The following is a 13,224-nucleotide window of genomic DNA, read 5'->3' on the forward strand; positions in this document are numbered from 1 at the left end:
AATTCATTTTTCAAAATTATTGTATAAATTAACCGGAACAATAGACATCCTTATGAATCCAATTTTAAAAGAAAATATAAATCGACTTTTCAAATCATGGTCAATCGAAAATGCTATTACGATAGTTCCGCTTCCACAATCAGGTTCAAACCGGAAATATTTTAGAATAACCGGGAAAACAGCATCTGCAATAGCAGCTTTAAACAAAGATAAAGCCGAAAACAGAGCATTTATAACCTTTGCTAAACACTTTTTCACAAAAAACTTACCAGTTCCGCAAGTTTTAGCGGAAGACTTAAACGAGAATTTATATCTAATTGAAGATTTGGGGAATCAAACTTTGTTTGATTTGTTAAATCAAGAAGGATTTACAAATACTGTTAAAGAATATTATCAACAAGCGTTGCGTACACTTTTAAATTTTCAAATAGAAGCCGGAAAAGATTTAGACTATTCGGTTTGTTCTCCGCGAGATAAATTTGATGAGCAGTCAATTTTGTGGGATTTGAACTACTTCAAGTATTATTTTCTGAAATTGGCAGACATTCAGTTCGATGAACAAAAATTAGAAAATGATTTTAAAGTACTAGCAAAATATTTAAGCGGAGTTAATGCAGACTATTTTATGTACAGAGATTTTCAATCACGCAACATTATGATAAAGGACAATCAACTTTATTTTATAGATTTTCAAGGCGGAAGAAAAGGTGCTCTTCAATACGATGTCGCCTCATTGCTTTGGAGTGCGCGAGCAAATCTCACATTTGATCAAAGAGAAGAACTTCTAAACTATTATTTAAATGAATTGCAAAAGGACATTCAAGTAAACACAGACGAGTTTATAAAATATTATTATGGATTTGTTTTAGTTCGCATACTTCAGACACTCGGCGCTTATGGTTTTCGAGGTTTCTATGAAAGGAAAGATCATTTCCTAAAAAGTATTCCTCACGCAATAGATAATCTTGAATGGCTTATCGAAAATCAAAAAGTGACAATTAACTGTGATGAATTATTTTTTGCAATCGCCGGAATAATTAACTCGGAAATCCGAAAGAAATTTAGAGAAGAAAAAAACGATAGGCTCAAAATAACAATAACAAGTTTTTCGTATAAGCAGGGTATACCTCAAGATACTTCTGGTAATGGAGGAGGATTTGTTTTCGATTGTCGTGGATTAAATAATCCGGGACGATATGACGAGTATAAAATATTAACCGGTAAGGATGATGCGGTTATAAAATTTTTAGAAGAAAAATCTGATGTTGATAAGTATTTAAAAAATGTATGGAAATTAATTTTACCAACCGTAAAAGAATATCAAGAACGCGGGTTTAAAAATCTTATGATAAATTTCGGCTGTACCGGTGGACAACATCGTTCGGTTTATTGTGCCGAAAAAACTGCAAAATACTTTTTCACCAAACCAAATCTTCAAGTTGATGTTAAACATACAGAGTTAAAAAAACGAGATGAGTTATGAAAGCAATGATTTTTGCTGCCGGTTTAGGAACTCGCCTTCGCCCGCTAACTAATGATAAACCAAAAGCATTAGTTGAAGTAAAAGGGAAATCTCTACTTGAAATTACAATCAACCGCTTAATCGAAAATGAAATTGATAAAATAATAATTAACGCGCATCATTTTGCTGATCAAGTAATTCAGTTTGTAAATGAGAAAAAATTCAAAGCAAAAATTGTTATTTCTGATGAACGTGATAAGTTATTGGATACCGGTGGCGGGCTTAAAAAAGCAAAGTGGTTTTTCGATGATCAACCTTTCCTTGTGCATAACGTTGATATTGTCTCTGACATAGATCTAAGAGAACTTTATAATATCCACATAAAAAATAACTCTCTTGCAACCGTAGCAGTTAGAAATAGAAAAAGCTCGAGGTATTTTTTATTTGATAACGATATGATTTTATGCGGATGGGAAAATGTTAATAAAAATGAGAAGATAATCTCACGAAGACGAAATAATCTAAATCAATTTGCGTTTAGCGGAATTCAAATTATGAGCCCCAAAATATTCGATTTCTTTCCTAATAAAGATGTTTTCTCAATTATAGATGTCTATTTAACCGCCTCGAAGCATGAGCTAATAAAAGGATATCTGCACAATTATTCATTTTGGCAGGATGTTGGCAAAATTGAAGATCTTAATGGGTTATAATTTTTCTATGAAGTTACCACCTACCTCATCTTAATCTCACTGTACTAGACCCACAAGTTTAAATTTGTGTCAAATTTTGAAACAGTAGCCCAAAATCCTCAAAATGAGACATTAATAATTCATTAAAAAGTTAGAAAATTCCCCATTTTTAGACATTTTAAGATGGCACATCGGTTGAACAGTATAGAGAAAATGCACCCTCATTTTTAAGACGTAAAAACAAAAAATTCGAACAAACGTCTGGTTCGTTACTGAGAGGGCGGGAGCATCGGTTGTCTCTTGGCTGGTGGCAGCCGGTAAACTTTCGCCCTACTATTTTTGCCTAACTCCTTCCTTGTAAATAATTTAATATTTCCATATTTTTCGGTTCTTTTGAAAAGTTATATTTTAATAAAGGTATATTGTAATGAAAAGAACATTTCAACCAAGCAACAGAAAGCGTAAAAATAAACACGGATTTCGTGAAAGAATGGCTACCAAAAACGGTAGAAAAGTTCTTTCGAGAAGAAGAGCAAAAGGAAGAAAAAAATTAACAGTTAGCGACGAATAAAAATGTGAAGAATCAAGGGTTTTCAAAATCAGAACGCATCAAACGAAAAAATGATTTTGAAAAGGTTTATAGCTTTGGTACTACTGTTTACTCTTCCGATAAAAAATTAAAAGCAACATACTTTTTCGATAAAACAAACGAACGCGGCTTAATTAAGGCTGCGTTTGCTGTTCATAAGAGGGCGGGAAAAGCCGTCTGGCGTAATAGAGTAAAAAGACTTTTAAGAGAATCTTTCAGATTGAATAAAAATTTGTTGTACCAGGCATTGAATTTGGATCAAGGTAATTTACTGATTGTTTTTTCTCCAAATAATTTTAATGAAAGAACTGAAAAAACGATTCATCTAAAAGATATTATGCCTTCGTTTATCGAGTTGGTTGGCAGAATTAAGGTCGTTTGAATATAGATGCGTAATATTTTTATATATCTGATTAAGCTTTACCAAAAATTTATTTCTCCTTTATTCCCGCCTTCATGCAGATTTTACCCGACATGTTCGGAATATTCGGTTCAAGCATTTAGAAAATATGGTGTTATTAAGGGAGGCGCAAAATCTGTTTGGAGAATTTTAAGATGTAATCCCTTTAATAAAGGGGGCTATGATCCCATTGAATAAAATTTGGAAATATAATGGATAAACAAACAACAGCTGCTTTTGTTTTAATAGGTATCATTTTAGTCGTATGGTTATATTTTAATGCACCCGAACCTCAACCCCAAACCGCTACTACACCGGATACTACAAGCATAATTAATAAACAGCAAAGCGAATCAGTTCTATCCGATGAATCTGAACAAGAAGTAAATAATGAAATACTTACTCCCGAAGTTATAATCCCGGAACAAGTAATAACAATTGATAACAATCTTTTTAAAGCTGAATTAACTAGCAGCGGCGGACGAATTAGAAAATTCTACTTAAAAAATTATGCTACTTGGTATCATAGAGATATACCTGAAGACAATTTTTACGATAAACATGTTCAGCTTGTAAATCAAACAGAAGGCGGCGATTTTAATTTATTGTTTGTTACTAAAAGCGGACAGCTTATTAATACAAAGAATTTACCGTTTACTGCCTCCCTTAGCGGAAATCAATATGAAATTTCCGAAAATGATTCATTAACTCTAAAGTACACATACTCCTTGGGTGAAGGAAGAGAAATTATAAAATCTTTTACTTTTTACGGAGATAAATATTCTGCGGCTGTTGATATTGAATTAATAAATCTAGATGACATAGTCAGCAGTTACACTTGTGATTTGATGTGGGAAAATGGAATTAATTTCGTTGAACAAAATTCTGTAGATGAAGCAAATTATAGCAATGCCTCTGCATTTTCAGGCGGTGAACAAGTAATTGTTGATGCTACCAGTGAAGGAGAAAAATTAACAAAAGATATCTCCGGTTCTGTTGATTGGATTGGTGTTAAAAATAAGTACTTCGGTATTATAATTGCCCCTGAAAAACCTAATTCTGATGGCGGTGCTTATTTTGAAGGAACTCATGTCAACACAAAGTATGGTGCAAGAGAGTATTATAGCGCCACTTTAAAAATCCCATTCAAAAATCAGAAACATCAAAAGGATTCATTCTTACTTTACATTGGTCCCATGGATTATAGTTTATTGCATTCATATAATCGTAACTTCGATGCGATGTATGACTTCGGAAGTATTTTCGGGTTACAATTACTAAGACCAATTTCTGAATATATTATTCTTCCTCTGTTTTTATTCTTGCATAACTTTATACCGAATTATGGGTTTGTAATAATTGTGTTTACAATTATTATCAAAATAGCATTGTACCCGCTTACCAAACAAAGTTATAAATCGATGAAGCGAATGTCGATGCTTCAACCAAAGATCAAAGAGTTGAAAGAAAAATATCCCGATGATCAGCAAAAAGTGCAGAAGGAAACGATGAAGTTGTATTCAACCTATGGCATTAATCCCGCCGGAGGTTGTTTACCGATGCTGCTTCAAATGCCGATTTTATTTGCATTGTTTACTTTCTTTAATGTTACGATTGAAATTAGAGAAGAACCTTTTATTTTGTGGATAACAAATCTGTCATCACCGGATATAATTGCCACACTTCCGTTTACGATTCCTTTGTTTGGAGTAGACAAGATCAGTGGACTTGCTCTTCTTCTTGGTATAACAATGTTTCTCCAGCAGAAAATGTCAATTAAGGATCCGAGCCAAAAAGCCTTAGTTTATATTATGCCGGTTATGTTTACTGTATTGTTTATGAGTTTTCCTTCGGGACTTAATCTTTACTACTTCATGTTCAACTTATTCTCAATTGCTCAACAGTACTATATCAATAATCATAAGACAGATGAAGAATTAGTTCCGGTAAAAGATCCTAAGAAAAAAGGCGGTGGATTTATGGCGAGGATGATGGAAGCTGCCGAGAAACAACAGAAGTTACAAAAGGAAGCTACAAGACAATCAAAAAAGAAGACTAAAAAATTCTAAATTGTATGTTGGTTTTAGATCGGGTTAACAAATGTTTAAGAAGACGACATTTCTGGTTTTATGTTTAATACTGCCTTCTTTATTTTTTGCTCAAACATCAAAAGAACTCGATCTAAAACTAATTAAACAAACTCTCCCCTTCGAATTATCATCGTTTCGTTCTGAATATAATCCTCGTGTTGCATTGGCTTTAAGTGGCGGCGGTGCGCGTGGAATTGCTCAACTTGGTGTGTTAAAAGCTCTTACTGAATCCGGTATTGAATTCGACCAAATTATAGGAACGAGTATGGGCAGTATTGTGGGTGGATTATATGCAGCAGGTTATTCACTCGATGAACTCGATTCGCTTGTTATAACTGCCCCATGGATAGATTTTTTCTCGTTAGAAGAAACTAATAGAAGAGAACTTTTCTTGGATCAAAAAGTAACTGAAGATAAAGCTATTTTTGCAATCAGATTGGATGGTTTTGAACCGGTTATTCCCACCGCAATTAATACAGGTCAACGTGTTTCAAATTATCTTAATTTATTAAGTCTAAATGCTCCGTTGAATACAGTTTACAACTTTGATGAGTTTTTATATCCATTTAAAGCAGTTAGTACAAATCTTATAACAGGGGAACCACATGTGTTGAGTAAGGGAACACTCGGCGCTGCGATGAGAGCGAGTTCAAGTGTATCTTTAGTATTGGAACCGGTCCGGGTTGATAGTTTAATTTTGGTTGATGGTGGTTTAGTGGCAAATGTACCGGTCGAAATTGCTTCACAAACTAATGCCGATTATATAGTCGCTGTTGATGTAACAAGTCCATTAAGAACTTCGGAAGAACTTAAGTATCCTTGGGAAATTGCCGATCAATTGGTCAGTATTCCGATGAGATTAATTAATGATGAACATCTAAAAAATGCTGATGTTATAATTCGTCCTGATATTAATCATCGGAAGAACAATGATTTTACCGAATTAAGAAAGTTGATAGATTCCGGTTATCAATCATCCAGAGAATCGACAAATATATTAAAAGAAAATATAGAATCACTCACTCTCTCAAAAATCGATATTGATGAAGTGCTTTACTCTAATTTGGAGATTGTTTGTGAAAATGTCGATTTAAAAAATTACTTAGATGAACAAATAATTGATGGACAAAACATTTCCGAAAAGGAATTAATTAAAATTATTATAAGCTATCCTGCTCTTGATGACTTCAAATCACTCTCGGCAGAAATTGATTCGTTATCATCTAAGCTCATAATAAGTTTTGAAGTGAATCCGGTTGTTGAGAATATTATTATTTCCGGAGCCAAATTAATAGATGCAGATTCGGTTGTTGCAAAGTCTATGAATTTACGTGGTAAACCGTTCAACAGTAAAAAAATTCTCGAAACTTTTCTAAATATCCTTAGACATTATAGAACGGAAGGATACTCACTTGTTAGAATAGCAGATTATTTATTTGAGGATAACGTTCTTCGCATAAATGTTGATGAACAGACAATCGATAGACTTATTGTTCACGGTAATGAAAAGACCAATGACGAAATTATATTAAGAGAATTACCCTTTAGTGAAGGCGATATCTTTGTGAGGGGAGAAGTAGAACAAGGATTAACTAATTTAAGAAGTACCGGGCTATTCGAAAATATTGAACTAAGGATTGAACAAAAAGAAAATCAAAATATTTTGACGGTAGAAGTAAAAGAAAAGCCATCACTATTATTCCGATTCGGACTAAGATTGGATAATGAATATTTTACACAACCATCCTTCGACATAAGGGAGGAAAATTTACTAGGAACCGGAACTGAACTTGGAGCAATTTTTACAGGTGGAATAAGAAATCAATTTGCCGCTCTTGAACTTCGTGCCAATAGAATTTTTAATACGTACTTTACTTATAAAATTCAAGCATTTTATAATTCTATTGATATAAACACATATATGGACGACTCAACAAGCACTGAAAAGAGATTTGTAAGAACAAAACTTGGTGAGTATTCGCAGTCATATTTTGGCGGCTCAATCGGTATAGGAACTCAATTCCAAAAATTCGGCAATATAATTGTCGAAGCAAGATATCAACAAGATAATATAAAAGCGATTGAACAATTTGCATCGAGCGATGAATACACAACCAATATAGCAGCATTAAAATTTGAGCTGTCAATTGATTCACAAAACAGATATCCTTTCCCAACAGAGGGAATTTATTTTAACGGATTTTATGAAACAGCACAAACAGCTTTTGGCGGTGATATAGGCTATTCAAAACTTTACTTGGATTATAACAGTTATTTTGCTTTCACCGACGACCACAATTTAAACCTCAGATTGAAATTTGGTTATGGGGACGAAACACTTCCGCTAAGCCAGCAATTTTCCTTCGGCGGACAAAATTCATTTTTTGGTTATCGTGAATATGAATATCGAGGCAGACAAATATTAATTTCATCGCTGGAATACCGTTATAAGCTTCCGGTTAAATTTTTCTTCGATACATACTTTAAAGCAAGGTATGATCTTGGGTCAATATGGGCGCAACAAGAAAATATACGGTTTAAAGATTTACGCCATGGAATTGGCGGCACAATTGCTATTGATACTCCGATTGGACCGGCGGAGTTTTCAGTTGGAAGAAGTTTTCTAATTAAAAATGCTCTTCCTAAAAATGTATTAAGCTGGGGAGAAACACATTTCTATTTTACGATTGGTTATTACTACTAATCACTCACGCTCTTTGGATTTTTGAGCTAACAATTCATATTTCTTCTGAAGTTCAAAGTTTTCCACAAGTTTGTAATGCTCTGCCAATTTTAAATATACCTTGCTTTTCCTGTTTACATGACGTACGGAATCTTCAACAAACTTAATTATATGAGCGTTTAATTCCATTTCAATTTCGTAGTTGAATAGATTCATAGCTTCGATATACGGAATATAATTTGTGGGATTATTTTGCGCGGCTTTTCTAAAATAATAAAAAGATTTTTCGAGTGATTCTATTTTATATGTTAGCGGTTCAAATAATTTTGCAGTCCACATAAAAACTGGATATGAATGCTGTTTAAATTCTTTTGCAATTTTATCGGTGTACATGCAGATTTCATCTTCTGATAATGCCGGATTTGCAAGTAAAATTTTATATAACTCGATTTCATTAATATTAGATTTTAATGCGAATTGAAAAGCATCAAACAATTCGTCATTATCATTTGAATTACGAAAAATATCTTCTATCTCTGTTCTTTCCATTTACAATAATTGATTTACAAGATTTGATTTCGTAAAATCCGGAAGTTCATCTGAAAACTCAATAGTTGAATTTTTATCCCATTGCTTTTCGGTATTCTCTTTAACCGGGTGTTTATTTATAACCGCAAATTTTCTTTCACTTAATTTGTTATTTTCATCAAACACAAAAAATGCGATTATCACGTTTGTAGAAAATTTATTTGACCAATTAATGTATGAATCATAAGCTCTTTTGTTTAATATCCACTTTGATTTATGTTTGCTTTTCCAATCCAATAAAAATTTCTGTTCACCAATGTTAATTATCAAATCGGGTTTGTCTTCTCCTTTTTCCCAAAGTTTTTCGAATCGTTTATCCTTCCCAAATTCCTCAAAGTCTATGCCCCACTGGATTAATAAATTTTTTCCATGATTTTCCGCTAAGTCATGCAGTTTATAATTTTTTCTGAAATCATCCTTTGATTTGTGAGGTTTGAAATCTAACTTCTTCATAACACGAGAAATTAATAAAAATAACTCAGATATTGAGTATATTTTCGCTTTCAATTTTAAAATATTTCGAGATAATGATAGAATTAAAAATTGCGATATTAGATCTTTACAACGGTGAAGAAAATCAAGGAATTAGATGCCTTAAGGATTTGATTAAAGAAGCTGATGAAAGAAATGCTAATCTAAAAATTAATTATGATTTGTTTGATGTGAGATCAAAAAATGAAATCGCCGAATTAGATTATGATATCTACATTTCATCAGGTGGTCCCGGAAGCCCGTTCGAAGGTGAGGGAAGTGTTTGGGAAAAGTCTTATTTCAATTTATTATCAAGCATTGATTCGTTTAATAAGTCCGAAGAAAGAAAGAAACATGTTCTATTCATTTGTCATTCATTCCAGCTAATGGCAAGACATTATGGATTTGCTGAAGTGAAAAAGAGAAATTCTACATCATTCGGTATCATGCCTATTCATAAAACCGAAGCTGGTTTAAATGAGAAGATTTTCAATAAACTTGGAGTTGTATTTTACGGCGCTGATTTTAGAGAATACCAAGTTATTCAACCGAATCAAGATGTATTAAAAAATCTCGGTGCCAGGATTATCGCAATAGAAAAAGAACGTCCGCATGTTGATTATGAACGTGCATTGATGGGAGTAAGAATCTCGGAAGAGATAGTCGGGTTACAGTTTCATCCCGAAGCCGATCCGCCGAGCATGCTTCATCATTTGCATAAACCTGAAAGAAAAGAACAAGTTGTGAGCAAATTTGGCGAGGCAAAATATTTATCGATGTTAAGTTTAGCGGAAGACCCAAACGCATTGTTGAAAACAAGAAACGCTGTAATACCAACCTTTTTGGATAACGCCATTGCTAAAAAATTAGCACATGTAAAATTGAATTAACCTTGTGTGGGAAGTCTAAAGTAGAATGTACTTCCTTTTCCAAGTTCGGATTCGACCCAGATTGATCCTTTATTTTTCTCGACTAATTCTTTACAAAGAATTAAACCCAAACCTGAGCCTTCTTCCTTTTCAGTCCCGGCAGTTGTTAGATGTTGATCCATCCTAAAAAGTTTTGCTTTATCTTCCTCTTTTATGCCAACACCTGTATCTGCCACAAAGAGATCAATTTTTTCATGAGCAGTGATACAGCCGAGCTCAATTTTGCCTTCTTTAGGAGTAAATTTAATTGCGTTGGAAAGTAAGTTCTGCATTACCGAACTGATAGTTTGAACATCCGAGTAAACCAAAGTTCTTTGAGGGATATTATTGATGACTTTAATACTTTTTTTGAGCGCATTATTCTTTAGTAAGTTTATAGTAGAATCAGCTAATTGTGAAATATCATATATTTCCGGATCTATCTTAATCCTTCCTGTTTGTACACGAGACCATTGTAATAAGTTTTCGAGCAGATTAAAAACTACTTGTGCCGATTCATTAATGTTTCCCGCAAATGATTTAATCTCTTCTTTAGAAAGTTCTTCTATATCATCAATTAAAAATTCCGAATAACCTATCAGCGAAGTGAAGGGACTTCTCAAATCATGTGCAAGGATTGAAAAGAATTTATCCTTTGCGGCATTAAGATTCTTTAATTCCTCTTCAGATTTAATAAGCTGTTTATTTACTTGGCCAAGCTCATTTATATATTTGCGAAGTTTTGCCTCATAATTTTTTGCGGCAGTTATATCACGCAAAATACCACGGTAGGATTTAATTTTGCCTTCGGCATCTTTAACTGTGAATGCTGTTTCTAAAACTGTCGCAATTGTTCCATCCTTTCGACGAACACCTATTTCATAATCTTTTACATATCCTTCTCGTTCAAGTTGATTTTTGAACTTAGTTCTATCATATGGATTTAGATACAATTCTTCGGCAATATTAGCTTTAAGCATTTCTTCTTTTGAACTATAGCCAAAAAGTTCAACACCGGAAGGATTCATATCGACCAATGTTCCATCGGGAGTGCTTTCATAAATTGCATCTTTAATCTCTAAAAACAAGGTTTGAAATCTATCTTCATATTCTTTTAGCTCACGTTTTTGTTCTATTTTTTCACGCAAGTCATTTACGAAAAAAAACTTATACTCTAGGTTTTCATTAGAGGTATGAGTCACTGATTTTAGTTCACATTTAAACTCCACACCGTTCTTATCAACCATAGTAGCTGTGGATATTTTACCGTCCGAAATATCTTTCTGCTTATTAAGGAAAAGATTATCAATGTTTTTATCCTTAATTTGTTGTTCGGAAAATCCGAAATGTTTTTTAAATGCTTCATTTGTAAAGACTATTAAATCTTTGTTATCCGTGATAATTATTATTTCATTAAGATGATTGCAAAATTCTAAGAATGAATTTAGGTTAATTGTTTTTTCGGAATTATTATTTTGATTTGTCATTTGTTTGTCGGATTTGTTCGGGAAATAAAATAACAAGAGTGATCAAGACTTACAAGTCTTCCATTTAAGTTAATTATCGAATTCTTTTAAGAATTGTTTAGGGTGCCGAATGTTGAATGATTTTGAAAGTGTCGGAATTTTATTTGCAGCCGGAGTTATTTCGGGAATTATTAATGTAATGGCAGGCGGTGGCTCCACTTTAACTCTACCTGCTTTAATATTTTTGGGATTAGACGGAACAGTCGCAAACGGAACTAATAGAATTGCGGTGCTTGTACAAAGCATAGTTGCTATTTATACATTCCGCTCTGAGAAATATTCACGTTTTCAACTAAGTTTAAAAATGGGTCTGTTCACATTACCAGGAGCAATTTTAGGTGCGATTGTTGCAAGCAGAATCGAAGGAGTGTTGTTTGAAAAAATTCTTGGTGTGGTAATGATAGGTGTCGTTGCAACACTTCTCATTCCAAAGAAGAAGGTGTTGAGCATTGAAAATATTCAGAATGTTCCTGTACTTGTTTATCTAGCAATGTTTGGAATTGGTTTTTACGGGGGGTTCATTCAAGTAGGAGTTGGATTTTTACTTATGGCTGCTCTGAGTTATCTGTTAAAAGAGAGTTTGGTTCTAGTTAATGTTCATAAAGTATTTATAACATTCTTGTTTACTATTCCCGCAATTGTAATATTTATCTTAACTGATAATATAGTTTGGTTTTATGCAATTAGTTTGGCTGCTGGAAACGGATTGGGTGCTTGGTGGTCTGCTAAAATTTCCGTTAAAAAAGGCGAGAAAATCATTAAACCGATACTTATCGTTTCAATTATTATTATGGCGTTAAAATTAATGGAAGTCTTTTAAGAAAAATTTGCTGCTGCCTTATTCAATCTATCCATCATTGCTAAACCTAGTCCTTCTTCGGGAATTGGCTCAACTAATATTAAATCTAAGTTTTGTTCATCTAAATGGTGAAGAGCGGAAAATAAATTTGCAGCGGCTTCGCGTAAATTGTTATCTTCTGACAAAATATTTACTTCACTAAAATTGAATTCGACATTCTGCTCAAATAAAAATATGGCTCCCACTTTATTCCCCTTCAATTGTTTTAAATCAACCTTGTTTAAGAAATATAAAGGGGTTCTCGGAGAATAATGAAAAGGTAATTGACCCGGTGAATTTGGGTCTGCTGATTTTTGTTTTACTATAACTTTACGATCAAGCAACTTTTCAATTTCCTCTTTAGTAATTCCACCCGGTCGCAATAAGTAAACATTTTCGTTTTCTATTTCCACAATTGTGGATTCAACTCCGACTTCTGTAGCACCCCCATCAATTATCATATCTACTTTATTCCCGATCTGAGTGTAAACATGTTCGGCTGTTGTTGGACTAAGTCTATTAAATAAGTTTGCACTTGGTGCGGCAATCGGTCTTTGAGAATGCTTAATTAACTCCAAAGCAATTTTATTATCCGGCATTCTTACAGCAACCGTCGGATTATCAGCGGTAACTATCTCGGGTACAATTTCTTTTTTAGGCAGAACTAATGTAAGAGGACCCGGCCAAAATTTTTCAATTAATTTGTTTACCCAATCATTATTAGTTCTGCAAACTGAATGAAGTTGGTCTATACTCCCGATATGAAGAATAAGCGGATTGAATGTAGGACGATTTTTGATATCGAATATTTTAGCAACTGCAACCGGATTTAACCCATCGGCACCAAGTCCATATACGGTCTCGGTCGGAAATGCAACTGTTCCGCCTGAACGAATTATATCGGCGGCTTTTTTTATATTAGCAGATGTTGGTTGTACTGGTTTCATTATTTTATTATTTATCCAACAAAGATAACG

General features: G+C 33.5%; 13 protein-coding genes. 9 read left to right on the plus strand and 4 right to left on the minus strand.

The features are described 5' to 3' along the window. The first annotated feature begins 52 nt into the window (after positions 1-52). The 7 genes from QY331_01035 to QY331_01065 all read left to right on the plus strand — a co-directional run bounded on the left by QY331_01035 (position 53) and on the right by QY331_01065 (position 7,937). Complete coding sequence (locus tag QY331_01035; protein WKZ69834.1) at positions 53-1,483, plus strand: RNase adapter RapZ; 1,431 nt, start codon at positions 53-55, stop codon at positions 1,481-1,483. After that, complete coding sequence (locus QY331_01040; protein ID WKZ69835.1) at positions 1,480-2,175, plus strand: nucleotidyltransferase family protein; 696 nt, start codon at positions 1,480-1,482, stop codon at positions 2,173-2,175. The genes QY331_01035 and QY331_01040 overlap by 4 nt, the downstream gene beginning before the upstream one ends. 406 nt (positions 2,176-2,581) lie before the next feature. After that, positions 2,582-2,725 carry a 50S ribosomal protein L34 gene (rpmH, locus tag QY331_01045; GenBank protein ID WKZ69836.1) on the plus strand — a complete coding sequence of 48 codons (144 nt, stop codon included), beginning with the start codon at positions 2,582-2,584 and terminating at the stop codon, positions 2,723-2,725. A 4-nt stretch (positions 2,726-2,729) separates the two neighbouring features. After that, a complete protein-coding gene (gene rnpA / locus QY331_01050) occupies positions 2,730-3,125 on the plus strand; it encodes a ribonuclease P protein component (protein ID WKZ69837.1) in 396 nt (131 codons plus the stop codon). Positions 3,126-3,131: 6 nt separating this feature from the next. Further along, positions 3,132-3,341, plus strand: coding sequence for a membrane protein insertion efficiency factor YidD (gene yidD / locus QY331_01055; GenBank protein ID WKZ69838.1), 210 nt, complete (start codon positions 3,132-3,134; stop codon positions 3,339-3,341). Positions 3,342-3,355: 14 nt separating this feature from the next. Beyond that, positions 3,356-5,212, plus strand: a complete 1,857-nt coding sequence (gene yidC / locus QY331_01060; protein ID WKZ69839.1) for a membrane protein insertase YidC — start codon at positions 3,356-3,358, stop codon at positions 5,210-5,212. Positions 5,213-5,243: 31 nt separating this feature from the next. Continuing rightward, the gene (locus QY331_01065) at positions 5,244-7,937 is read left to right on the plus strand and encodes a BamA/TamA family outer membrane protein (protein ID WKZ69840.1); all 2,694 of its coding nucleotides are present in this window, start codon (positions 5,244-5,246) and stop codon (positions 7,935-7,937) included. Here QY331_01065 and QY331_01070 read toward each other — a convergent pair whose 3' ends face one another. Together QY331_01070 and QY331_01075 are read right to left on the minus strand one after the other, a co-directional pair. Next, positions 7,938-8,465 (minus strand): hypothetical protein, encoded by a 528-nt coding sequence (locus QY331_01070; protein ID WKZ69841.1) that lies wholly within the window; start codon positions 8,463-8,465, stop codon positions 7,938-7,940. Continuing rightward, on the minus strand, positions 8,466-8,957 hold the full coding sequence (locus QY331_01075; GenBank protein ID WKZ69842.1) for a hypothetical protein: 492 nt from the start codon (positions 8,955-8,957) through the stop codon (positions 8,466-8,468). A 74-nt stretch (positions 8,958-9,031) separates the two neighbouring features. Between QY331_01075 and QY331_01080 the strand changes: the two genes are divergently transcribed. Next, on the plus strand, positions 9,032-9,865 hold the full coding sequence (locus QY331_01080) for a hypothetical protein (protein WKZ69843.1): 834 nt from the start codon (positions 9,032-9,034) through the stop codon (positions 9,863-9,865). Here QY331_01080 and QY331_01085 read toward each other — a convergent pair. Then, the gene (locus tag QY331_01085; GenBank protein ID WKZ69844.1) at positions 9,862-11,370 is read right to left on the minus strand and encodes a PAS domain-containing sensor histidine kinase; all 1,509 of its coding nucleotides are present in this window, start codon (positions 11,368-11,370) and stop codon (positions 9,862-9,864) included. The genes QY331_01080 and QY331_01085 overlap by 4 nt on opposite strands. A 109-nt stretch (positions 11,371-11,479) precedes the next feature. Here QY331_01085 and QY331_01090 point away from each other — a divergent pair, with 109 nt between their 5' ends. Then, a complete protein-coding gene (locus tag QY331_01090) occupies positions 11,480-12,229 on the plus strand; it encodes a sulfite exporter TauE/SafE family protein (GenBank protein WKZ69845.1) in 750 nt (249 codons plus the stop codon). Here the strand turns inward: QY331_01090 and QY331_01095 are convergent. Continuing rightward, complete coding sequence (locus QY331_01095; GenBank protein ID WKZ69846.1) at positions 12,226-13,194, minus strand: L-threonylcarbamoyladenylate synthase; 969 nt, start codon at positions 13,192-13,194, stop codon at positions 12,226-12,228. The two genes, QY331_01090 and QY331_01095, sit on opposite strands and share 4 nt — an antisense overlap. Positions 13,195-13,224 lie beyond the last annotated feature (30 nt).

The sequence above is a fragment of the Melioribacteraceae bacterium genome (genome assembly GCA_030584085.1).
In the GTDB taxonomy this organism is placed as follows: domain Bacteria; phylum Bacteroidota; class Ignavibacteria; order Ignavibacteriales; family Melioribacteraceae; genus SURF-28.